Source organism: Stenotrophomonas sp. NPDC077420 (assembly GCF_044543385.1).
GTDB lineage: Bacteria > Pseudomonadota > Gammaproteobacteria > Xanthomonadales > Xanthomonadaceae > Stenotrophomonas.
This window is the reverse complement of sequence record NZ_JBITVZ010000013.1, coordinates 78,622-99,836: the sequence shown is the minus strand read 5'-3', so window position 1 is coordinate 99,836 and position 21,215 is coordinate 78,622. Positions and strand designations below refer to the sequence as shown.

Below are 21,215 nucleotides of genomic sequence, written 5' to 3'. Positions count from 1 at the left end.
TCGCCGTCCCGTATGGCGCTGGTTGGCATTGCGGCGGTCGCCGCGCGGCGATAACGCGCGTGGTTCAGCGCGGCTCGGCGAGCCGCGCCAGGCCTTCAGTGGCCGAGCGGGTCAGGGGGGCGGGCAATGCGTCGGGCGCAAACCAGTCCACGGCCAGGATTGCGTCGGGTTCAAGCGATGCGGCCGGCGTGTCGTCCAGCGTGCGCGCCAGGTAGACCGGTGCCACCCAGTGCTGGCCCAGCGCCGGTTCGAAGTGGTCCACCACGCAGAGCAGCCGCTCCAACGCGATGCGCAGGCCGGTCTCTTCCCGCACTTCGCGCACCACGGTGTCTTCCACCTTCTCCATCCAATCGACCTTGCCGCCGGGCAGACCCCAGTGGCCCTGCTCGGGCGGACGCCCGCGCTTGACCAGCAGGACGGCCCCATCGGCGCGCTGGATGACGGCGCCACAGCCGACGCGGGGGTGTTGCAGTGGGGTCGGCTGGGACATCGGGTTCTCCGGGAGGGCGGAGGCATTATCGCCTGCGGGCGCGCGACCACCAACGGTGGCCGCCTACCGGTTGGTGCACGTGCGCGACCACCAACGGTGGCCGCCTACCGGTTGCTGCACGTGTGCGACCAACAACGGTGCCCGCCCGCCGGTTGCTGCACGTGTGCGACCACCTACGGTGCCGCCCGCCGGTTGCTGCGCGTGTGCGACCACCTACGGTGCCCGCCCGCCGGTTGCTGCGCGTGCGCGACCACCAACGGTGCCCGCCCGCCGGTTGCTGCGCGTGCGCGACCACCAACGGTGGCCGCCTACCGGTTGCTGCGCGTGTTCGGCCAACGGTGCCCGCCTGCCGGTAGGGTGGTAGGTGCCGACCGTTGGTCGGTACGCCTTTCGCGGCCACAAAAAAGGCCCGGCAATGTGCCGGGCCCTTGTCGCTGCGCCAGTCAGGCGCGCAGCGGCGCGATCAGACGCCGCTTACCAGCTGAAGCGCGGGCCGACCGACCATTCCTTGTCACCGTGGCGATTCATCTTGATGTCGCCGTTGATGCCCCAGTTCTGGTTCAACTTCACCTGGCCACCGAGGCGACCGTAAAACTCGCCGTCCGGGTTGATGCCGTGCTTCTTGCTGTAATCCTCATAACCGGCCATGGCATAGACTTCGGCGTGCTGGCCGAACGCGGTACGGATACCGGCTTCAGCGCTGTAGCCGTTGAAGTCCAGGCCTTCCTTCGGGTCGTACTTGTTGTAGGCGACGCGGCCCACGAAGTCGGTGCTGGTGGCGATTTCGTGGTTGTAGCCCACACCCACGCGCCACTGGTCGATCTTGAAGTCGCCGATGTCGGTCTTCTGCTGGTTGTACTCACCAAATGAATGGAAGTTCGGCAGGAAACCGTAGGAACCCTTCACACCCCAACCGTCAGCCTTGCCACCATCGGCATCGGTCTTGACGTAATCGCCTTCGGCGTAATTGTAGGAAAGGCCTTCGGCAGCGGAAGCGCCGAACGGCAGAGCGGCGGCCAGCGCCAGGGCAATCAGGGAAGTCTTCATGGGGGTACACCTTTTTCTTGTTCGTTCGTGCAGTGGCGCAAGCGGCTTCTGCATCGGGAATGTAAATTCTCCGTTATTCGACACAACGCGCCCTGAAGTCAGCCGCTTTCGACTCCGCGCATTTTCGGCAACCATTCAGTAGGCGCATGTCATACGCGCGCAATGCAATGCGCCGCCGTGCACACCGCGTGACGTAGGCACACGCCGTGCGTGTCCTGCGCGATCCGTGGACGAGCGATTACAGCGGGGAGACACGCATGGCGTGTCGCGACGGGCGAATCCAGGAAGGACACCGACCAGAACGGTGCGGCAGTCGAGAAAGGAATCTGGTCACGACGATACCCTCGGCGGGGCGTCGCGCGTTGGGGAAGCCGCTCTTGGGGAGTAGTCGGCTAACGCGCCCATCTTCCGTATTGCACCGGCTGACGCAGCTGGGGCGTCACACCGCAGGTCTCTTGGGGAAGGCCCTGCCCGGCTTTCGCATAGTGGGCTGAACCCGGACCGGTAAACATCAGGATGTTCCTCACTGTGATTAGGGTTTTTCTTACCCTGACGCGCTTCCAGATCTGCGTACCGACGTGCAACTGATTGATTTTCCGCGTTGACACCGCATGTACACGTGGCCGTCACCGGATCTGACGGACGCGCGGCGCATTGTCGATTTCCCCCACGCCCACGCGTCTTACCTAGTGAAGGTGCCCATCCTGGTGCACCGGTGACCGGAGGCTGCAGATGTCCTATATCGACGGTTTCGTCCTGGCCGTACCCACCGCCAACAAAGAAAAATTCATCAAACACGCCAATGACGGCGATACGGTGTTCATGGAGTTCGGCGCCACGCGCGTAGTGGAGTGCTGGGGCGACGATGTCACCCACGGCAAGCAGACCGATTTCTACCGCGCGGTGGAGGCCAAGGACGGTGAAACCATCGTGTTCTCCTGGATCGAGTGGCCGGACAAGGCCACGCGCGACGCGGGCATGGAGAAGATGATGAAGGATCCGCGCATGGATCCGGCCAACAATCCGATGCCGTTCGACGGCAAGCGCATGATCTACGCCGGCTTCGTGCCGATCGTGGAACTGCACGGCAAGCAATAGGCGGCGGCCCGGCAACGACGACGCGCGCAGCCACCCGACCGGGTTACCGGGTCTGGCTGCCGTCGTCGTCCAGGCGGTGGACGCCCATGCCCATGCCACCTCCCATGCCGCCCATGCCACCGCCGCCGCCCTTTCCGCCGCGCTCGCCCGGGTCGGTTTTGCCGCGGGCACCGCCGGCGGTCGGCCGGGTCGGGCCTTGGCGCGGGATGGTCACGCTGGTGGGAATGGGCGCCAGGTCCAGCGCTTCCCGGATGAAGTCGCGCAGCGACACCACCAGTTCGGCGGTGGGTACGGCGCGGCCTTCGGCCAGTTCATTGGCGGCATGCGCGGCCAGCCGCACCTGCTCGTCGGTGCCCAGCAGCACGATGTCCGACAGCGCCGCTTCCACTGCATCCCGGATCCGGCGGGCACGGTCGCTGCCGCTGCTGAGGGGCAATGCCAGGGCATCGTCGCTTCCGGCGGGCGCTTGGCGCAGGTCGCGCAGGTGCCGCGGGTCCACATGCAGCGCACCGGTGAATGACCCGCCCAGGGTCTTGTACGCGGCAATCAAGGTCCGCAGCCGCTCGTTGATCTGGCGGTTTTCGCGCTCGCGGCGTTGTTGCAGGGTCTGCATGAAGACCAGGCGGATACCCACGCCGATCAGGGTGATGACAGCCAACCCGACCAGGGTCGAGAGCATGGCCTGCCAGGAACTGAAGTCCAGGTTGCGCATCGGTGTGCAGACTCCCCGCCGTGATGGCTGGAATGGCCCTGCGTTCTACCGAACACCGCGTCGGTGCGGCGTGTCGAGGGGGTGCACACGGCGCCCGCCCGGGGGCAGGCGCCGTGCTGACGCACTTACTTGCGGGCGCGCTTGGCCGGGGCCTTGCGGGCCACGGTCTTGGCGGCGCGCTTGGCCGGGGCGGCCTTGCGGGCGACGGCCTTCCTGGCCACGGCCGTCTTCTTGCCGACGACCTTCCTGGTGGCTGCCGACTTGCGGGCAACGGTCTTCTTGGCGACGGCGACCTTCTTGCCGACCGACTTGCGGGCAACGGCGGTCTTCTTGCCAACGGCCTTCTTGGTGGCGGCCGACTTGCGGGCGACAGCCTTTTTGGCAGTTGCGACCTTCTTGCCGGCGACCTTCTTGGCGGCCACGGTCTTCTTGCCAGCAACCTTGCGGGCGGTGGCCGACTTCTTGGCTACGGCCTTCTTTGCGGTAGCAACCTTCTTGCCGACAGCCTTTCTGGCGGTCGCGGTCTTCTTGGTCACGGCCTTCTTGGCGGTGGCCGACTTGCGGGCGACCGCCTTCTTGGCCGTGGCGACCTTCTTGCCAGCGACCTTCTTGGCCGCAGCGGTCTTCTTGGTCACGGCCTTCTTGGCGGTGGCGACCTTCTTGCCGGCAACCTTCTTGGCGGCCTTGGTGGTCTTGGTCACGGCCTTTTCGGCGGCGGCCTTCTTCTTGGCGACCTTCCTGGTCAGTGCAGCCGCTTCGGCCTTGGCATTGGACTTGGCCGCTTCCAGCTTCTTCTTGGCGCTGGCCAGGGTCTTGCCCACCGACTTGGCGGCCTTGTCGGCCTTCTTGGCGACGGTCTTCTCGGCCTTCTTGACCGCCTTGGTCACCTTGGCCACCTGCGTGGTGGCGGCCTTGCGTGCGCGCTTGGCGGTCTTCTTCACCGTGGCAACCACATCTTCAGCGGTGTGCGCGATGGTTTCGCCCACGCTTTCGGCAGTCTCTTTCACGCTGTCGACGCCCTGCGACAAAGTCGCGGTCACACCATTTCCGTTGCTCATGTTGCCCTCCTGAGGGGCCTGGTCAGTGATTTCGCTGGCGATGCTATACCGGCGCGGTCCTGGGTGGAACGGTCCAGTCGCAGCCGGTGAGGCGCGGATGTGCTGGGGCGATGGGGCGAAGACAGCACGCGGATACCGTTGTGGTGTGGAAAAGCGCTTTAAAACAGCGGTGCGCGTGTTTCCCGTGCATGCACGCGTGGCGCATTTCGTGTGCGCGGCGGCGGGTGGTGCGGGTCTGAAATTGATCGACCCGTGCGAGGTTTCTGTTGCCATTCCCTGCACAACTGCGCTGGCCGTGCGGGAATTTGCGGTGGGGCGGCAGAGCGTTTCTTCGTTCGGCGTCCATGCGTTGCCGCGGCGACGGGCGCTATCGACGGTCGTCCGGGGACCGGCCGTGCCGAAGACCGGATGTGGCGGGCGCCGCTCATCCGGTTTTCAGGCGATGCCGGACAGACTCGATGCGCTTGAATTACCGTATACCCGTTCCCTGACCCCGCCCGGATTCCCATGCGACCGCTTCCGACCCTGCTTACGCTCGCACTTGCTGCCGCCTTCGGTGGCTTCGTCGCCTCTGCCATCAACGCCCATCTGGACAATCGCGCCGAGGCGGCCCCGGCCTCGCTGGCGATTCCGGCCACGGCCGCGTTGCCGGCGTCGGTGGCGGGACAGCCGCTGCCATCGCTGGCACCGATGCTGGAGCGGGTGATGCCGGCGGTGGTCAGCGTCAACACCAAGCAGGTGGTGCGGGTGCGCAACCCGTACTTCAACGACCCGTTCTTCCGCCGCCTGTTCCCGGAAGTGCCGCAGGAGCGGATCAACGAATCGCTGGGCTCGGGGGTGATCATCGACGCCGCCGAAGGCCTGGTGCTCACCAACCACCACGTCATCGACAATGCCGACGACGTGCAGGTGACCCTGTCGGACGGGCGCACGGTCAAGGCCGAGTTCCTGGGGTCGGACCGCGACACCGACGTGGCGCTGATCCGCATTCCCGCCGACAAGCTCACCGCACTGCCGCTGGGCGACAGCGCCCAGCTGCGCGTGGGCGACTTCGTGGTGGCGATCGGCAACCCGTTCGGTTTCAGCCAGACAGTGACCTCGGGCATCGTCTCGGCGGTGGGCCGCACCGGCATCCGCGGACTGGGCTACCAGAACTTCATCCAGACCGACGCGTCGATCAACCCGGGCAATTCCGGCGGCGCGCTGGTCAACCTGCAGGGCCAGCTGGTCGGCATCAATACCGCCAGCTTCAACCCGCAGGGCAGCATGGCCGGCAACATCGGGCTGGGCCTGGCCATCCCCACCAACCTGGCCCGCGACGTAGTGGACCAGCTGGTCAAGCATGGGGTGGTCGTTCGCGGCACGCTGGGGATCGAGGCACAGAACCTCACCCAGTCGCTGGCCCAGAACCTGGGCCTGAGCGAGGCGCGTGGCGCGCTGGTCACCCGCGTGCTGGCCGGGTCGGGTGCGGCGGCCGGTGGCCTGAAGCCGGGCGACGTGGTGGTCGCTGCCAATGGCCAGCGGGTGGACAGCGCGCAGGCGCTGCACAACGTGGAAGGGCTGCAGCCGGTAGGCAGCGCGCTGGACCTGGACGTGCGCCGCGACGGCAAGGCGCTGCAGCTCAAGGCCACGCTGAAGGAACAGGCCCGTGCGGTCGCCGGCGAATCGCTGGACCCGCGCCTGGCCGGTGCCACCTTCGTCGACCTGCCCGAGACGCTGCGCCAGGCCGGCGACGGTGGGGTCATGGTCAGCGAGGTCAAGCGCGGCAGCCGCGCGGCGCAGTCCGGCCTGGCCGCGGGCGACCTGATCGTCCAGGCGAGCGTGGGTGAATTCGCCGACCTGGCCAGCTGGCGCGCCAACTTCCAGAATCCTCCGCAGCAGCTGGTGCTGCGGATCGTGCGCGGCAACGCGCGCGGCGACCTGGTGATGCGCTGAACCGGTCAGCCCGCCTTCGCGTGCGGATCACGCCAGCTGACACCCTCTACACCCGGCCGGTGCTATTACCTTGTGTTCGTTGCCGACGGGTTCCTCCGCGGTCACCTTCCCCATCGCTTGCCTAACGGAGACACACAATGAGCCCCACCAACACCGAAAACCTCAAGGAACACCTGGGCGAAGCCGGCTCGCACCTGAAGTCGGCCGCCAGCGCCGCCGGCGGTGCGATCAAGGGCGCCACCGGTGCAGCCGGCGACGAGCTCCGCATCGGCCGTGCCAACGTCAAGGCCGAGCTGTCCGACACTGCCCTGTCGGGCCTGGCCGCCGCTGAATTCGGCGGTGCCGCCGCCAAGGAACAGGTCGACGCGCTGATGGACAAGGGCAAGGACCTGGTCGACAGCGCCGCCGAGCTGATCCGCGAGCGCCCGCTGGCTTCGTTCGGCGTGGCCTTCGCGGCCGGCTGGATCATTGCCAAGCTGGCCCGCAGCGGCGGCGACAAGTAAGTCGGCGTGAGCGACCAGGCACAGTCGACGCCTGACGGTGGGGCGGCAACGCCTCCACCCGAGGGCGATGCCGGGCAGCGCGCGCCGCGCCTGGATGAAAGCATCCGCGAGGTCGGCCAGGCCGGCCGCGCGACCGTTGATTCCGCCAAGCACACGCTGCGTTCGCTGCGTCGCCTGGCGTCCTTTGAATTTGCGTTGGCACGCAGTGCGTTCGGCCGCGCGTTGGCCTGGAGCGGGGTGGCGATCGTGTTCGGCGCCTCGGCCTGGCTGCTGCTGGCCGGCACCCTGATCGCGCTGATGCAGCGTTGGGGCCTGTCGTGGTTCCAGTCGCTGCTGATCACCTCGCTGATCAGCCTTGCGGTCACCGGCTATTCGATCTGGCGGGTGTCGTTCTTCTTCCGCCATACCGGCATGCATGCTACCCGCCGCCAATTGGCACGCCTGGGCCTGTTCGATGAGCCCAGCGACGACGATGCCGAAACCCAGGCGGAAGGCACGGAGCGTTCGCCATGAAGTTCGAAGCCCTGCGTCACCGCGTCAAGCGCGCGGAGAAGGTGGTATCGATCCGGGTCGATGAGACCCAGTGCAGCTGGTTTACCCTCAGCCACGCCTGGCGTGAGGGGTGGACGCCGCTGCGCATCGTCAGCGTGGGCCTGGTGGGCGGTTTCATCGCCGGCAAGCTGGAGCCGGGCAAAACCCGTTTCCACGGCGCACGCTGGCTGCAGATGATTGGTTCGGTGTCGAACCTGATGGCCAGCGCCCAGGCCGCGTTTGCCTCCATGCAGGCCAGCGAAGCCGCCGACACGGCCGAGCAGGCGGCCGACAAGGTGGATGAGGCGGTGGCACCGGCACCGGTGCGGGCGGCAGCGCCTGCCGCCGCGCCCCTGTCCACGCCACGCGCACGCGTCACCGCCACCCAGGAGGCGGCGCAGCCACAGCCGCAACCGGCCGAAGCGGCCACCGAGGTTTCCGAACGCTGACCGGTAGCGCCGGCCGTTGGCCGGCCCTCCGTAACCCCTAAGCCGGCCAACGGCCGGCGCTACCGACTCCACACGCCGCACGCACCCGGGTTACCCAATAATGCGTCTCCTCTCCAACGTGCGACCTGCATGAGCGTTCCTGCGCCCTCCCCTGCCGACGCCGACCTGGTTGCACCCGCGCCACCCGCACCGCGTCCGCGCGCGCCGATGTCGCTGGTGGTCCTGGCGTTCCTGGCAGTGTGTTTCACCTTGTGGGCCGCACAGGAAGTGATCCTGCCGGTGCTGCTGGCGATGTTCTTCGCGCTGGTGGGCAATCCGATCATCCGTTTCCTGGGCCGACTGTGGATTCCGCGCTTCCTGGGTGCGGTGCTGGTGATCGGCGTGGGACTGAGCGGTGCCGCCGCGCTGGGAGTGCAGCTGATCGGACCGGCGATGGACTGGGCGCAGGAGGCCCCCCAGCAGCTGCGCAAGGTGGCCCGCCAGGTGCAGAACCTGACCAAGCCGGTGCAGCAGGCCAACCTGGCGGCGGAGAACTTCGCCCGCGTGGCTGGCGGCGAAAGCAGCCGCCGGGTACAGGTGGTGCGTACCCAGCTGGATGATCCGTACAAGGTGCTGACCCGCGCGCCACGGCTGGCCGCGTCGGTGCTGGCCGTGGTGCTGCTGACCCTGTTCTTCATGATTTACGGGCAGAACCTGCAGAAGCACGCCATCGCCCTGTTCCCCAGCCGCCAGCAGCAACGCTTCACCGCCGATATCCTGCGTTCGATCGAGCGCGAGGTATCGCGCTACGTGCTCACCATCACCGTGATCAATACGCTGGTAGGGCTGGTGTTTTCCGGGGTGTTGCTGCTGCTCGGGATCAGCCTGCAGGAAGCCCTGCTGTGGGGCACGGTGGCTGCGCTGCTGAACTTCGCGCCCTACGTGGGCCCGCTGATCGGGGTGACGCTGATGCTGCTGATGGGCTTTGTGGAGTTCAGTGACCCGTTCAAGGCGCTGCTGCCGGCGGCCGGGTACCTGGCCCTGCATACCATCGAAGGCCAGATCGTGACACCGATCGTGCTGGGGCGGCGGATGGCGATCTCGCCGCTGATCCTGATCCTGGCCCTGATGGTGTTCGGCTGGCTGTGGGGGATGGTGGGCCTGCTGCTGTCGGTACCGCTGCTGGTCTGCATCAAGCTGGTGCTGGCACGGCTGGACGGCACCCAGGGGTGGGCCAAGCTGCTGGAGTAGCCCCGCGCCCTGCGTGGCCGCCCCCACAGGCGTAGAATGGGCGGGTGAATTTCCCCGTCCAAGCCATCACCCTCGACCTCGACGACACCCTGTGGCCGTTCGCCCCCATCGGCGCCCGCATCGACCAGGTGTTGCACGAGTGGATGCTCCAGCACAGCCCCGCCACTGCCGCGATGTACCCGGTGGCGGCGATGCGTGAGCTGCGCGAGCGCTCGTTCCGCGACAACCCGCACCTGCACTACGACCTGAGCGCGCTGCGCCGGTTGACCCTGCAGGAGGCCCTGGAGGAGAGCGGCGCCGACCTGGCCCTGCTCGAACCGGCCTACGAGGCGTTCTACGCCGCGCGCAACCAGGTGGAGTGCTACCCCGATGCGATCGACGCATTGGCCCGCATCGCCGCGCGGGTGCCGGTGGCCGCACTCAGCAACGGCAACGCCGACCTGGCCCGGATCGGGCTGGACCACCACTTCGTGTTCCAGCTGGGTTCGCGCGAACATGGTGCGGCCAAGCCGGCCGCCAGCATCTTCCATGCCGCCTGCGAACGCCTGGGTGTGCCCCCGGCGCAGGTGCTGCACGTGGGCGACCATGTCGAGATGGACGTGGTTGGCGCGATGCAGGCCGGCCTGCGCGGCTGCTGGATCAACCGCGTCGAACACACCTGGCACCACCCTTCGCTGCAGCCCGACCTGCAGTTCGACACCCTGACCGGACTGGCTGACTGGCTGGATGCGAACGCATCGGCGCAGCACGCCGGACCACGAACGGAGCACGACCCCGCATGACCCAGATCACCGGCTTTACCACCGATTCGGCCAAGGCCCTGCCGTTGCATGTCATGGAACGCGAGCAGTTCGCGGCGTGGCGCGCGCAGCAGGACGCCTCCCTGGTTGCCTGGCTGGACGCGCAGCATTTCAACGGCAGCGGTGGCAGCGTGGTGTTGTTGCCGGGCGAACAGGGCCTGGCCGGCGCCATCGTCGGCGTGGGCGACCCCGGCGATGCCTATGCGTATGCGCATGCGCCGTTCGCGCTGCCCGAAGGCACGGTCTGGCAGCTGGCCACTACCCTGCCCGGCGACATCGAAACCCTGCTGCACCTGGGCTGGGGCCTGGGCAGCTACCGCTTCGCCCGCTATCGCAAGCCCAACCGCGCCCCGGCGCAGCTGGTGGCCAGCCCGGCCGCCGAAGTGCGCGATGTGATCACCGCCAGCCTGCGCGTGCGCGACTGGGTCAACACCCCTACCGAAGACATGGGCCCGCAGCAGCTTGAAGACGCCGCGCGCGAACTGGCCGCCGCCCACGGTGCGCAGGTCGAGGTGATCACCGGTGATGCCCTGCTGGAGCAGAACTTCCCGGCCATCCACGCGGTGGGCCGTGCCTCGCACCGCGCGCCGCGGCTGATCGCGCTGCGCTGGGGCCATGCTGGCCATCCAAAGGTGGCGCTGGTGGGCAAGGGCGTGTGCTTCGACACCGGCGGGCTGGACATCAAGCCGGCCGACGGCATGCGCAACATGAAGAAGGACATGGGCGGCGCGGCACATGCGCTGGCCCTGGCCGGGCTGGTGATGGCGCAGGAACTGCCGGTGCAGCTGACCCTGTTGATTGCCGCCGTGGAAAACGCGATCGGGCCGGACGCGTTCCGCCCCGGCGAAGTCATCGCCACCCGCAAGGGCCTGAGCATCGAAATCGACAACACCGACGCCGAAGGCCGGCTGGTGCTGTGCGATGCCCTTACCTATGCCAGCGAGCAGACGCCGGACATCGTGCTGGACTTCGCCACCCTCACCGGTGCGGCGCGCATTGCGCTGGGGCCGGACCTGCCGGCGCTGTTCAGCAACAACGACACGCTGGCCCAGCAGTGGCTGCAGGCCGGTGAAAGCACCCGCGACCCGGTCTGGCGCATGCCGTTGTGGCGCCCGTACCTGCGTTACCTGCACAGCGGCATTGCCGACCTGGCCAACGCCGGTTCGCGCATGGCCGGCTCGGTCACCGCGGCGCTGTACCTGGAACGCTTCATCGGCGACGGCCAGGCATGGGCGCACCTGGACGTGTATGCCTGGAACGACGGCGAACGACCGGGCCGCCCCGCCGGTGGCGAGGCGCTGGCGTTGCGCTCGGCGTGGACGATGCTGAAGGGCCGGTACGCCTGAGGTAGCGCCGGGCCCTGCCCGGCCGCCGTGCACCGTACAGATCCCCGCCCCGGCGGGGATTGGTCGTTTAAAGGTTGTCGAAAATGTGAATATCCGCGTGGCGGGGGTTCTGCGACCATGGGCGCCATCCACCCCGCTCACGTTCGAGAAGGCAGGTAACGGCCCATGTCGCTCTTCCGCTACACCCGCGCCGGCCGCGAGCCGGATGCCCCGCGCCCGCCCCATTCGCCGCTGCTGTGGATCGCACTGATCGCATTGATCGCCGGTGCGGTGGTGCTGGCCTTCGCCTGGCTGGCCGGCTGGCTGGGCCGCGACCGCACCACCGCGCAGACGTTCACCGACACCATTGAGGCTACCGGCGCCAACCACCCCGGCTTCCGCCGTGCACACAGCAAGGGCGTGTGCGTCAGCGGCACCTTCCAGGGCTCGCCGGACGGCGCCGCGCTGAGTTCGGCACGGGTGTTCCGCCAGCAGCAGGTGCCGGTGCTGGGTCGGCTGTCGATCGGCGGCGGCGACCCGCATGGGGCCGACGCCAGCGCGCGGGTACGCAGCATGGCGCTGCAGCTGGTGACCGACGACGGCCAGGAATGGCGCACCGCGATGAACAGCTTCCCGTTCTTCGCCGTGCCCACCACCGAGGCGTTCCTGGAACAGACCCGGGCCGGCATTCCCGACCCGGCCACCGGCAAGCCGGACCCGGCAAAGATGGCGGCCATCGCCGCGAAGTACCCGTCCGCGCGCGCGTTCGGCGAGTGGGCCAAGACCGCGCCGTGGTCGACCAGCTGGGCCAACACCGACTACAACGGGGTGAACAGCTTCCGCTTCATCGCCACCGACGGCAGCGAGCACGCGGTCCGCTGGAGCCTGCGTCCCCAGGCGGCCTTCGAAGCGATGAGCGGCGAACAGCGGGCACAGGCGGGGCTGGATTACCTGGCCGACGAATTCGCACAGCGGCTGGCACAGGGACCGGTGCGCTGGGACATGTGGGTGATGCTGGCAGGCGACGGCGATGACATCAACGATCCCTCCATTGCCTGGCCCGACGACCGGCGCCGGGTAAAGGCCGGCACGCTCAGCCTCACCGCGATGCAGCCGCAGGCCGGCGGCGCCTGCAACAACGTGAACTTCGATCCGCTGATCCTGCCCAGTGGCATCGCCGGTACCAACGACCCGATCCTGGCGGCCCGCTCGGCGGTGTATTCCGAATCGTTCAATCGCCGCGAGCGCGAAGTGGCCAGCGGCAAGGCGACCGACGCGGCCGCCGGGGAGAAAGCGCGATGAGCCGCGAAATCGGGCACTTCAACCTCACCGCACGGGTGCTGCACTGGCTGATGGCCGTACTGATCCTGACCATGCTGTTCGTGGGCGTGACCATGGTGGCCTCGCTGCACTTGCGGCCGATGCTGGTGGACCTGCACCGGCCGCTGGGGATTGCGATCCTGCTGCTGGCGGTGGTGCGCCTGGTCAACCGCCTTCGCCACCGGCCGCCGCCGCTGCCGGCCGACCTGCCGGAGTGGCAGGTGTTCGCGGCGCATGCCTCGCATTGGGTGCTGTACGGGTTGATGCTGGCGATGCCGCTGGTGGGCTGGGCGATGCTGTCGGCCGGCGGATACCCGATCCAGATGTGGAAGGGCGTGCTGCTGCCGCCGATCCTGCCGCACGACGTGGCGGTGTATGCGGCGCTGCGCGGTGCGCACAGCGTGCTGGCGTATGTGTTGTTCGCCACGGTGGTGCTGCACTTGAGCGCGGCGCTGTTCCACCTGTGGGTGCGCAGGGACGGGGTGTTCCAGGCGATGGCGAGGGGCAGGAAAGACCATTGAAACGTCACACGACCAACGGTCGTGTGCTACCGGATGGTTGTAGCCACCGTTGGTGGCTACAACCATCCTTTCTGACGGGCCAGGCGATAGGCTTCGATGCGGTTGGCGACGCCGAGCTTGCCGATGCATTCGGACAGGTAATTGCGCACGGTGCCATGCGACAGCCCCAGCTGGGTGGCGATCTCGCTGGCCGAGCGGCCGTCGCCGGACAGGCGCAGCACCTGGCGTTCGCGGTCGTTGAGCGGGTCAGCCTGCGACCATGCGTCCAGCGCCAGCTGCGGGTCGATGGCACGGCCCCCGTGCTGCACCTGGCGCAGCGCGTCGGCCAGCTTCTCCGCCGGCGCGTCCTTGAGGAGGTAACCGCGCACGCCCGCATCCAGTGCGCGGCGCAGGAATCCGGAACGCGCGAAGGTGGTCACGATCACCACCTTGATCGGCAGGTCATGGCGCGCGATGCGCTGCGCCAGCTCCAGGCCTGACAGCCCCGGCATTTCGATGTCGGTCACCAGGATGTCCGGCTGCAGCTGCTGCAGCATGCGCCACGCCGCTTCGCCGTCGGCGGCCGCGCCCAGCACCTCGATGTCCGGCTCCAGCCCGAGCAGCGCCGACAACGCGCCGCGCACCATGGCCTGGTCTTCGGCCAGCACGATGCGGATCATGGCGTCGCCTCGCCGAGTGCCTGCGCGGGCAGAGCGGCCCCGGCCGCCACGGCCGTGGGGGCGGCGCTCGCCTGCAACTTGCCGGCCGCAGGCAGCGGCACCTGCACCGCTACGGTGGTGCCCTCCCCGCGCGGCGACTGCAGCCGCAACGACCCGCGCAGCGCCGCCACGCGTTCGCGCATGCCCGTGAGCCCGTTGCCGTCCGCCTGCACCCCGCCCCTGCCGTCATCGCGGACCTGCAGCGACAGCGTGCGCCCTTCCTGCCCGAACGTGATCCAGGCCTGGTGCGCGTCGGCGTGCCGCGCGATGTTGGTGACCGCCTCGCGCAGCACCAGCGCCAGCCCGCGTTCGATCTCCGCCGGCATCGGCGGCGGCACGCCGTAGTGCAGGTGCACGTGCTGGCACTCCAGCAGCAGCCGCGCCGCCGCAAGTTCGGCGGCAAGGTCGCTGGCGCGGATGCCGGTGACTGCGCTGCGCACTTCGGCCAGTGCCTGGCGGGCGACCGCTTCGGCTTCGGTCACCTCCAGCCGCGCGCGCTCGGGGTCGCGGTCGAACAGCTTGCGCGACAGCTCCAGCTTCAGGGTGATCATCGACAAGGTGTGGCCCAGCAGGTCGTGCAGGTCACGGCCGATGCGCTCGCGCTCGGCGGTGGCGGCCAGCCGGCGCACCTCGTCCTGGGAAAGCTGCAGGGCCGCGTCACGGTCCTTGTTGGTGCTTTCCACGTTGATGATGACGCCGATGATGAACGCCATTGACGGAATCCACACCACCAGCTGCCAGTGGTAGCCCACCCACAGCGCAATGGCCACGAACGCCGCGTTCAGCGCCGCCAGCTGCGCCAGGTAGCGCCACGCGCTGCCGGTGCGGCACACCCGAAGGGTGACGCAGCCGAAGATGAAATAGCTGATGCCGGACGGATACCACGGCAGCAGCGCCAGGCCCATGGCCACCATGGTCATCGCGTAGCGCGGCGCGTGCCGGCGCGGCGACAGCAGCTGGCGGGCGTACAGCGCCAGGAACACCGGGTAGGTCAGCAGGGTGAGCCACAGCCACAGCAGGGTATAGCCGCCGCCGAACATCGGGGTGAGAAACACCCACCCGGTCCACAACAGGTGCACCGCGTCGGACCAGGCCGGCTTGCCGGCGCGCAAGTTGTCGGCAACGGCCGAATCCGGGGCGGGTCGCAGAAGGGAGAAGAGCCAGCGGGGCGGCATGGTGGGTTCCCGGTCGTGGGGGCGAGGCGCGATCATCGCAGTTTCCTTCAGGGAGCAGGAGCTCAGGCCCGGTAGCGCCACGCCCTGCGGGGCTGCGCGGTGCCGGGGTTTACGTGGCGCCCGTGGACACGCGTGGCGTGTCCCTACGATCCGGAATTGGCCCCAGCTTCACCAGTGGACCTCATCACCCCCCTTGGGTGACACCTGTCACTGCCCGCGCCCCCGACATCCGGGCATCCTGTGCCCAGCCGGCACCTTCCGGTTTGCCCGTGACTCCCGTTGCGGTCACACTCGGCCCGATTCCACGTCCAGACTCACGATGAACGCATCCGCTGAACTGCTCAAGGAACTCCGCATCGACCGCAAGAAGGCCGCCGCCCCGCCGCCGTCGTCGCCACGCCGTGGCCTGTGGATCGTGCTGGCCATCGTGGCCGTGCTGCTTCTGGGCGCCGTTGCCTGGTTCGTGTTCGGCCGCGAACGCCCGATCGAGGTGGCCACCGCGCCGGTGGTGGCGATCCAGCAGGGCACCGCCAGCAGCTCGGTGCTCGACGCCAGCGGCTACGTGGTGGCCCGGCGCATGGCCACCGTGTCGGCCAAGATCACCGGCAAGGTGCGCGAGGTGATGATCGAAGAAGGCATGCGCGTCGAAGAGGGCCAGGTGATGGCCACCCTGGACCCGATCGATGCCAATGCGCAGCGCAGCCTGTCCTCGTCGCAACTGGAGGCGGCCCGCAGCCAGCTGGCCGGCCTGCAGGCGCAGGTGGCCCAGGCCGATGCCGAAGCCGGGCGCCTGCAGACCCTGGTCGGCCAGCAGCTGGTCTCGCGCTCGCAGTACGACCAGGCCATCGCCACGCGCGACAGCCTGCGCGCCCAGCTGCGTACCGCCGAGCGCAACACCCGGGTGGCCAGCGACTCGCTGGCGATCGCCGACCTGGGCGTGGACAACAATATCGTGCGCGCCCCGTTCTCCGGCGTGGTGACCGCCAAGGCGGCGCAGCCGGGCGAGATCGTCTCGCCGCTGTCGGCCGGTGGCGGCTTCACCCGCACCGGCATCGGCACCATCGTGGACATGGATTCGCTGGAGATCGAAGTGGACGTGGGCGAGGCCTTCATCGGCCGCGTGCAGCCGAAGATGCCGGTCGAGGCCACGCTCAATGCCTACCCGGAATGGAAGATTCCCGCCGAGGTGATCGCCATCGTGCCCACCGCTGATCGCGGCAAGGCCACGGTCAAGGTACGCGTGGCGCTGAAGACCAGGGACCCGCGCATCGTGCCCGAGATGGGGGTACGGGTGAGCTTCCTGGAAGCGTCGGCCCCGTCCCAGGCCGAGGCGCCCAAGGGCGTGCGCGTGCCGGCGGCGGCGCTGGTCGAGCGCGACCAGAAGACCGTGGCCTTCGTGGTGGGCGATGACAAGCGCGTGCAGCAGGTGCCGGTGACCGTGGGCGTGGCGCTCAACAACGACCGGCAGGTCACCGCCGGGCTCGCCGCCGGCCAGCAGGTGGTCACCAGCCCGCCACCGGAACTGCGCGATGGCAGCGCGGTTGCGGAAAAGCAGGCGCAATAAGCAACGCGGTGCCGCGACCTGGTCGCGAGCCGATGGTGTGCGATTCCCGTGCCGGCCGGCGCGCATGCGCGCGGCTGCCTGCAGGGTTCCTTCTTCCAACGATGCACGGAGAACGTCCATGTCCACCCTGGTTTCGCTTCGCAACATCACCAAGACCTACCAGCGCGGCCCGGAAAAGGTGCAGGTGCTGCATGGCATCGACCTGGACATCCAGCGTGGCGACTTCGTCGCGCTGATGGGTCCGTCCGGCTCGGGCAAGACCACCCTGCTCAACCTGATCGGCGGACTGGATACGCCTACCGGCGGCGAGATCGAGATCGAGGGCGAGCGCATCGACCAGATGTCGGCCGGGCAGCTGTCCACCTGGCGCAGCCACCACGTCGGCTTCGTGTTCCAGTTCTACAACCTGATGCCGATGCTCACCGCGCAGAAGAACGTGGAACTGCCGCTGCTGCTTACCCACCTGGGTGCAGCGCAGCGCAAGCGCAACGCCGAGATCGCGCTCACCCTGGTCGGCCTGGCCGACCGCCGCAGCCACCGCCCCAACGAGCTCTCCGGTGGCCAGCAGCAGCGCGTGGCGATCGCGCGCGCGATCGTCTCCGACCCCACCTTCCTGATCTGCGACGAGCCCACCGGCGACCTTGACCGCGCCTCGGCCGAGGAGATCCTGCTGCTCCTGCAGCAGCTCAACCGCGAGCACGGCAAGACCATCATCATGGTCACCCATGACCCCAAGGCGGCCGAGTACGCCACCCATACGGTGCACCTGGACAAGGGCGAGCTGGCGCAAGCGCCTGCGGCCCACTGACGGAGGTCACTGCGATGAAGTATTTCTCGCTCATCTGGGCCCAGCTGTTCCGCAGCAAGACGCGGACCCTGCTGACCCTGCTTTCGGTGGTGGCCGCGTTCCTGCTGTTTGGCATGCTCGATTCGGTGCGCGTGGCCTTCAGCTCCGGCGGCAGCGTGGAAGGCGCCAACCGGCTGATCGTGGCCTCGCGGCTGTCCATCACCCAATCGCTGCCCACCCGGCTGGAGCCGCAGGTGCGCCAGGTTCCCGGGGTCAAGGACGTGACCTACGGCATGTGGTTCGGCGGCATCTACCAGGACCCGAAGAACTTCTTCGCCAACTTCTCGGTGGCACCGAACTACTTCAACGTCTACCGCGAACTGCAGCTCCCGCCCGAACAGCTCAAGGCGTTCCAGGACACCCGCACCGGCGCGGTGGTCGGCGAGACCCTGGCCAAGGAGTTCGGCTGGAAGATCGGCGACACCATCCCGCTGCAGGCCACCATCTTCCCGCGTGGCGGCAGCAACGACTGGCCGTTGCAGCTGGTCGGCATCTTCCGCTCCAAGGACCGCACGCTGGCCGCCAATGAAGAGCGCCAGCTGATGATGAACTGGAAGTACTTCGACGAGAGCAACGACTACATCAAGAACCAGGCCAGCTGGTTCACGGTCACCCTGGACAACCCGGACCACTCCTCGCGCGTGGCCCAGGCCATCGACGCGATCTCGGCCAACTCGGACCATGAAACCAAGACCCAGACCGAATCGGCGTTCCAGCAGGCCTTCGTCAAACAGTTCGCCGACATCGGCCTGATCGTCACCTCGATCATGGGCGCGGTGTTCTTCACCCTGCTGCTGCTCACCGGCAACACCATGGCCCAGGCCGTGCGCGAGCGCGTGCCGGAACTGGCCACGCTGAAAACGCTGGGCTTCAAGGACAGCACGGTGCTGACCCTGATGATGATCGAGTCGGTGCTGCTGATCGGGCTGGGCGGCGCCATCGGCATGGGCCTGGCCGCGACCATCCTGCCGGTGCTGGCACCGAAGACCCGGGGGCTGCTGCCGCCGCACGTGCCCACGCAGACGTGGTTGATGGGCATTGGCCTGATCCTGCTGATCGGTGTGGTGGTGGGCCTGCTGCCGGCGCTGCGCGCCAAGCGGCTGAAGATCGTCGACGCCCTGGCGGGCCGCTGAGGAGAACGTGATGAAGAAGCAATGGCTGAGCAACGCGCTCTCGATCCTGCTGCTGGCGGTGGCGTTGGCGGTGTGGATCATGCTGCCCTGGGCAGGCGTCCTCGCCGTCGCCGTCGCCGTGGTGCTGTGGCTGCTGTTCACCCGCACCGGCAGGCTCTCGCTGGCCGCTACGCGGATCGGCGTGGCCAGCCTTCCGCAGCGCTGGGGCGCGTCCTCGGTGGTGGTGGTGGGCATTGCCGGCGTGGTCGGCGTGCTGGTGGCAATGCTGGCGATGGGCCAGGGCTTCCAGGCCACGCTCAACAGCACCGGCGATGACACCACGGCCATCGTGCTGCGCGGCGGTTCGCAGGCCGAACCCAATTCGGTGATCACCCGCGACCAGGTACCGCTGCTGTCCACGCTCCCCGGCGTGGCCAAGGACGCACAGGGCCGGCCGATGATTTCGCCGGAGCTGTCGCAGGTGGTCAACCTGGTCTCCAAGGGCGACGGCACCGACGTCAACGCGCAGTTCCGTGGCGTAGGCGAAATGGCCTGGTCAGTGCACGACAAGGTCAAGGTCACCGAGGGCCGCCCGTTCAAACCCGGCCTGCGGGAGATCGTGGTCGGCAAGGGCGCGCAGGGCCAGTTCCGCGGGCTGGAGGTGGGTAAGTCGCTCACGCTGGGCAACCAGCAGTGGACGGTGGTGGGCGTGTTCAACTCCGGCGACGCCCATGATTCGGAACTGTGGACCGACGCTGAGACGCTGGCCAACACCTACCAGCGCAGCGCGTGGCAGTCGATCAGCGTACGCACCGACGGCAAGGCCGGGTTCGATCAGTTCAAGGCTGGCGTCGCTGCCGACCCGCGCCTGAAACTGGATGTGGACACCACGCGCGCGTACTACGCCAAGCAAGGCGGCGGCCTGAACACCCTGATCAAGGTGCTGGGGACGGTGATCGGCGCGATCATGGCAGTAGGTGCGGTGTTTGGCGCGCTCAATACCATGTATGCGGCGGTGGCGACCCGCGCGCGGGAGATCGCGACGATGCGGGCGATCGGCTTCCGTGGATTGCCGGTGGTCACCGCGATCATGCTCGAAACCATGTTGCTGGCACTGATCGGCGGCTTGCTGGGCGGGCTGGTGGCGTGGGCCATCTTCAATGGCTACAGCGTCTCCACCATCGGCAGCAATTTCAGCCAGGTCGTGTTCCAGTTCAAGGTCTCGCCCGAGCTGCTCTGGAGCGGGCTGAAGTGGGCACTGGGCATCGGGCTGGTGGGCGGGCTGTTCCCCGCCCTGCGCGCAGCGCGGTTGCCGATCACCACGGCGTTGCGGGAAACCTGAGCCAGTAAACGGCCGTGCCCCCGAGGGGGCACGGTGGGTGGATCATTCTGCGCGGCACTCAATCTTTCCAGCGATGCGGGCGCACAGGTACGCAACGGTGGGAGTACCGAACGCAGGCGTTCCCGTGACTTTTACGCCCGCCCAGCCGGCCCGCTGCACGAAGTACGGCGCCAGCGCACGCTCGTAAACCAGCCTGCGCGCGGTGCCGTCGGGATACAGGAAATCGTCCGCTTTCTCCTGGATCACCCCGTTCCAGTCCCTCGAGTTCAGATACTCCCAGTTGCGGGTCTCGTAATCGAAGTAGAACTCGACGTAACCGAGCGAGGACGAGAGGATCTTCAGCTGCGCGATCAACGGCGTCGCCCCATAGGACTGCGATTCGAACCGCAGCATCCGGCCGTGCTCGGCATCTGCGTTCAAGAAGGCATAGCGACTTGAACGACTGAGCATGCGCCGTACCGTTTCACGCGCCTCCTCGCGCCTGGGATTGAGGTCGGAGACGTGGTGCCCCCACAGCAGGGTGTCGCTCTGCGGCTGCTCCATCATCACATGCGGCGATCCGGGCGGCTGCAGCGACACGGTGCCCCACTGATCCACGAAAGCGCCACGGGTGGTGCTGTAGAGCTTCATCAGCGCGTTGTACTGCGTGCGTATCCACGGCTCTGGCACGAAATGCGTGGCCACCAGCTGCCCGTTCTCGTTGGTGACGTGAAACCCCTGGATGTTGGTCTGGCTTGCGGCTTGGTATACATAGTGCGAGCCCACCCCGAGCGAACGGGCCTTGGCGTACATCTCTGCATCGGTACACATGTAGCACGGCTGTGCCACGGGATCTTCCAGACGCTCCTCCGCCATTGCCTGCAGGGGCAATGCCGCCAACAGCGACCATGCCAACTTCTTCATCTCATGCTCCCTCGTGACCCGCACGCGCGGGCCAGTAGAGTGGAGCAGCCCGCGAAAGGCAAAGACATCGGAACTGTGCGAATACGCAGATGGGAGTTGCTGCATTCGGTATGGTGCTTGTCGCCGGAGCGGATTCAGCCACGCAGGGCGCGGCACCACGTCCTGAATGCAGGTCGGTCGCAGGCTGCGTAGAGCCACGCCCTGCGTGGCTGAGGGACGTCAGACCCGCCTGGGCCTCCGGGACCACCACGGGTATTGCGGATCAGCATCAGCACGGTGGTGCAGACGTCGGCCGAAGCGGTGCCTATTGGAATCGGGTCGAACGCGACGCGCTGGATGCATCATCCGGAAAGGTGCAACGGACATTCCACCGCCAGGGTGTGCAACACGCCATCGGTACGGCCGGCCTAAGCCCCATGTTCTGGAACGTGGATCATACCTACCGTGTGATGCAGTTCAACAGAAGCAGTTTACGGCTTCGTCTTTGTCTGAAAATTCAGCCTCTTCATTGCTACGGCCGCACCTCATGGCTATTTTCGCGCCCTCGGAAAGGGT

Annotated in this window: 21 protein-coding genes; 14 read left to right on the top strand and 7 right to left on the bottom strand. The window is 67.7% G+C overall.

Going from position 1 to position 21,215, the window contains the following annotated elements; translation table 11 throughout:
• Positions 1 to 64: 64 nt before the first annotated feature.
• On the bottom strand, positions 65 to 490 hold the full coding sequence (locus tag ACIGII_RS13730; RefSeq protein WP_399638898.1) for an NUDIX domain-containing protein: 426 nt from the start codon (positions 488 to 490) through the stop codon (positions 65 to 67).
• Between the two features lie 474 nt (positions 491 to 964).
• Entirely contained in the window at positions 965 to 1,537 is a 573-nt protein-coding gene (locus ACIGII_RS13725; protein WP_399638896.1) for an Ax21 family protein, read from the bottom strand.
• A 732-nt stretch (positions 1,538 to 2,269) separates the two neighbouring features.
• Between ACIGII_RS13725 and ACIGII_RS13720 the strand changes: the two genes are divergently transcribed.
• Positions 2,270 to 2,635 carry a DUF1428 domain-containing protein gene (locus ACIGII_RS13720; RefSeq protein ID WP_399638894.1) on the top strand — a complete coding sequence of 122 codons (366 nt, stop codon included), beginning with the start codon at positions 2,270 to 2,272 and terminating at the stop codon, positions 2,633 to 2,635.
• Between the two features lie 43 nt (positions 2,636 to 2,678).
• On the opposite strand, the gene ACIGII_RS13715 is transcribed toward ACIGII_RS13720, so the two are convergent.
• The gene (locus tag ACIGII_RS13715) at positions 2,679 to 3,347 is read right to left on the bottom strand and encodes a hypothetical protein (RefSeq protein WP_399638893.1); all 669 of its coding nucleotides are present in this window, start codon (positions 3,345 to 3,347) and stop codon (positions 2,679 to 2,681) included.
• 125 nt (positions 3,348 to 3,472) lie between these two features.
• Positions 3,473 to 4,405: a histone gene (locus ACIGII_RS13710; protein WP_399638892.1), complete on the bottom strand. Its 933-nt coding sequence runs from the start codon at positions 4,403 to 4,405 to the stop codon at positions 3,473 to 3,475.
• Positions 4,406 to 4,912: 507 nt separating this feature from the next.
• Between ACIGII_RS13710 and ACIGII_RS13705 the strand changes: the two genes are divergently transcribed.
• The 9 genes from ACIGII_RS13705 (at position 4,913) to ACIGII_RS13665 (ending at position 13,019) form a co-directional block, all read left to right on the top strand.
• A complete protein-coding gene (locus ACIGII_RS13705; protein WP_399638891.1) occupies positions 4,913 to 6,340 on the top strand; it encodes a Do family serine endopeptidase in 1,428 nt (475 codons plus the stop codon).
• A 137-nt stretch (positions 6,341 to 6,477) separates the two neighbouring features.
• Positions 6,478 to 6,843: a hypothetical protein gene (locus ACIGII_RS13700; RefSeq protein ID WP_070208571.1), complete on the top strand. Its 366-nt coding sequence runs from the start codon at positions 6,478 to 6,480 to the stop codon at positions 6,841 to 6,843.
• Between the two features lie 6 nt (positions 6,844 to 6,849).
• Positions 6,850 to 7,356 (top strand): phage holin family protein, encoded by a 507-nt coding sequence (locus tag ACIGII_RS13695; protein ID WP_399638889.1) that lies wholly within the window; start codon positions 6,850 to 6,852, stop codon positions 7,354 to 7,356.
• Positions 7,353 to 7,823, top strand: a complete 471-nt coding sequence (locus ACIGII_RS13690) for a protein sip-5 (protein ID WP_399638888.1) — start codon at positions 7,353 to 7,355, stop codon at positions 7,821 to 7,823. The genes ACIGII_RS13695 and ACIGII_RS13690 overlap by 4 nt, the downstream gene beginning before the upstream one ends.
• A 129-nt stretch (positions 7,824 to 7,952) precedes the next feature.
• Complete coding sequence (locus tag ACIGII_RS13685; protein WP_399638887.1) at positions 7,953 to 9,053, top strand: AI-2E family transporter; 1,101 nt, start codon at positions 7,953 to 7,955, stop codon at positions 9,051 to 9,053.
• A gap of 44 nt (positions 9,054 to 9,097) precedes the next feature.
• On the top strand, positions 9,098 to 9,835 hold the full coding sequence (locus ACIGII_RS13680; protein ID WP_399638886.1) for an HAD family hydrolase: 738 nt from the start codon (positions 9,098 to 9,100) through the stop codon (positions 9,833 to 9,835).
• Entirely contained in the window at positions 9,832 to 11,199 is a 1,368-nt protein-coding gene (locus tag ACIGII_RS13675; protein ID WP_399638884.1) for a leucyl aminopeptidase family protein, read from the top strand. The genes ACIGII_RS13680 and ACIGII_RS13675 overlap by 4 nt, the downstream gene beginning before the upstream one ends.
• 165 nt (positions 11,200 to 11,364) lie before the next feature.
• Positions 11,365 to 12,480 (top strand): catalase family peroxidase, encoded by a 1,116-nt coding sequence (locus tag ACIGII_RS13670; RefSeq protein WP_399638882.1) that lies wholly within the window; start codon positions 11,365 to 11,367, stop codon positions 12,478 to 12,480.
• Positions 12,477 to 13,019, top strand: a complete 543-nt coding sequence (locus ACIGII_RS13665) for a cytochrome b (RefSeq protein ID WP_399638880.1) — start codon at positions 12,477 to 12,479, stop codon at positions 13,017 to 13,019. The genes ACIGII_RS13670 and ACIGII_RS13665 overlap by 4 nt, the downstream gene beginning before the upstream one ends.
• A 56-nt stretch (positions 13,020 to 13,075) precedes the next feature.
• On the opposite strand, the gene ACIGII_RS13660 is transcribed toward ACIGII_RS13665, so the two are convergent.
• Both ACIGII_RS13660 and ACIGII_RS13655 read right to left on the bottom strand, forming a co-directional pair.
• Complete coding sequence (locus ACIGII_RS13660) at positions 13,076 to 13,678, bottom strand: response regulator (protein WP_399638879.1); 603 nt, start codon at positions 13,676 to 13,678, stop codon at positions 13,076 to 13,078.
• Positions 13,675 to 14,892, bottom strand: a complete 1,218-nt coding sequence (locus tag ACIGII_RS13655; protein WP_399638877.1) for a sensor histidine kinase — start codon at positions 14,890 to 14,892, stop codon at positions 13,675 to 13,677. Before ACIGII_RS13655 ends, ACIGII_RS13660 begins: the two co-directional genes overlap by 4 nt.
• Positions 14,893 to 15,211: 319 nt before the next feature.
• Here ACIGII_RS13655 and ACIGII_RS13650 point away from each other — a divergent pair, with 319 nt between their 5' ends.
• The 4 genes from ACIGII_RS13650 (at position 15,212) to ACIGII_RS13635 (ending at position 19,757) form a co-directional block, all read left to right on the top strand.
• Positions 15,212 to 16,456 carry an efflux RND transporter periplasmic adaptor subunit gene (locus tag ACIGII_RS13650; protein ID WP_399638875.1) on the top strand — a complete coding sequence of 415 codons (1,245 nt, stop codon included), beginning with the start codon at positions 15,212 to 15,214 and terminating at the stop codon, positions 16,454 to 16,456.
• Between the two features lie 118 nt (positions 16,457 to 16,574).
• Positions 16,575 to 17,264 carry an ABC transporter ATP-binding protein gene (locus ACIGII_RS13645; protein WP_399638873.1) on the top strand — a complete coding sequence of 230 codons (690 nt, stop codon included), beginning with the start codon at positions 16,575 to 16,577 and terminating at the stop codon, positions 17,262 to 17,264.
• 14 nt (positions 17,265 to 17,278) lie between these two features.
• Positions 17,279 to 18,436 (top strand): ABC transporter permease, encoded by a 1,158-nt coding sequence (locus ACIGII_RS13640; protein ID WP_399638872.1) that lies wholly within the window; start codon positions 17,279 to 17,281, stop codon positions 18,434 to 18,436.
• Between the two features lie 10 nt (positions 18,437 to 18,446).
• A complete protein-coding gene (locus tag ACIGII_RS13635; protein ID WP_399638870.1) occupies positions 18,447 to 19,757 on the top strand; it encodes an ABC transporter permease in 1,311 nt (436 codons plus the stop codon).
• Between the two features lie 42 nt (positions 19,758 to 19,799).
• Here ACIGII_RS13635 and ACIGII_RS13630 read toward each other — a convergent pair whose 3' ends face one another.
• Positions 19,800 to 20,660: a hypothetical protein gene (locus ACIGII_RS13630; RefSeq protein WP_399638869.1), complete on the bottom strand. Its 861-nt coding sequence runs from the start codon at positions 20,658 to 20,660 to the stop codon at positions 19,800 to 19,802.
• Positions 20,661 to 21,215 lie beyond the last annotated feature (555 nt).

Coding starts and splice junctions, on each gene's coding strand:
- ACIGII_RS13635 (WP_399638870.1), top strand. CDS start 18,447: ATGAAGAAGCAATGGCTGAGCAACGCGCTCTCGATCCTGCTGCTGGCG.
- ACIGII_RS13655 (WP_399638877.1), bottom strand. CDS start 14,892: ATGCCGCCCCGCTGGCTCTTCTCCCTTCTGCGACCCGCCCCGGATTCG.
- ACIGII_RS13730 (WP_399638898.1), bottom strand. CDS start 490: ATGTCCCAGCCGACCCCACTGCAACACCCCCGCGTCGGCTGTGGCGCC.
- ACIGII_RS13690 (WP_399638888.1), top strand. CDS start 7,353: ATGAAGTTCGAAGCCCTGCGTCACCGCGTCAAGCGCGCGGAGAAGGTG.
- ACIGII_RS13685 (WP_399638887.1), top strand. CDS start 7,953: ATGAGCGTTCCTGCGCCCTCCCCTGCCGACGCCGACCTGGTTGCACCC.
- ACIGII_RS13710 (WP_399638892.1), bottom strand. CDS start 4,405: ATGAGCAACGGAAATGGTGTGACCGCGACTTTGTCGCAGGGCGTCGAC.
- ACIGII_RS13720 (WP_399638894.1), top strand. CDS start 2,270: ATGTCCTATATCGACGGTTTCGTCCTGGCCGTACCCACCGCCAACAAA.
- ACIGII_RS13640 (WP_399638872.1), top strand. CDS start 17,279: ATGAAGTATTTCTCGCTCATCTGGGCCCAGCTGTTCCGCAGCAAGACG.
- ACIGII_RS13665 (WP_399638880.1), top strand. CDS start 12,477: ATGAGCCGCGAAATCGGGCACTTCAACCTCACCGCACGGGTGCTGCAC.
- ACIGII_RS13670 (WP_399638882.1), top strand. CDS start 11,365: ATGTCGCTCTTCCGCTACACCCGCGCCGGCCGCGAGCCGGATGCCCCG.
- ACIGII_RS13675 (WP_399638884.1), top strand. CDS start 9,832: ATGACCCAGATCACCGGCTTTACCACCGATTCGGCCAAGGCCCTGCCG.
- ACIGII_RS13650 (WP_399638875.1), top strand. CDS start 15,212: ATGAACGCATCCGCTGAACTGCTCAAGGAACTCCGCATCGACCGCAAG.
- ACIGII_RS13630 (WP_399638869.1), bottom strand. CDS start 20,660: ATGAAGAAGTTGGCATGGTCGCTGTTGGCGGCATTGCCCCTGCAGGCA.
- ACIGII_RS13645 (WP_399638873.1), top strand. CDS start 16,575: ATGTCCACCCTGGTTTCGCTTCGCAACATCACCAAGACCTACCAGCGC.
- ACIGII_RS13660 (WP_399638879.1), bottom strand. CDS start 13,678: ATGATCCGCATCGTGCTGGCCGAAGACCAGGCCATGGTGCGCGGCGCG.
- ACIGII_RS13725 (WP_399638896.1), bottom strand. CDS start 1,537: ATGAAGACTTCCCTGATTGCCCTGGCGCTGGCCGCCGCTCTGCCGTTC.
- ACIGII_RS13715 (WP_399638893.1), bottom strand. CDS start 3,347: ATGCGCAACCTGGACTTCAGTTCCTGGCAGGCCATGCTCTCGACCCTG.
- ACIGII_RS13705 (WP_399638891.1), top strand. CDS start 4,913: ATGCGACCGCTTCCGACCCTGCTTACGCTCGCACTTGCTGCCGCCTTC.
- ACIGII_RS13700 (WP_070208571.1), top strand. CDS start 6,478: ATGAGCCCCACCAACACCGAAAACCTCAAGGAACACCTGGGCGAAGCC.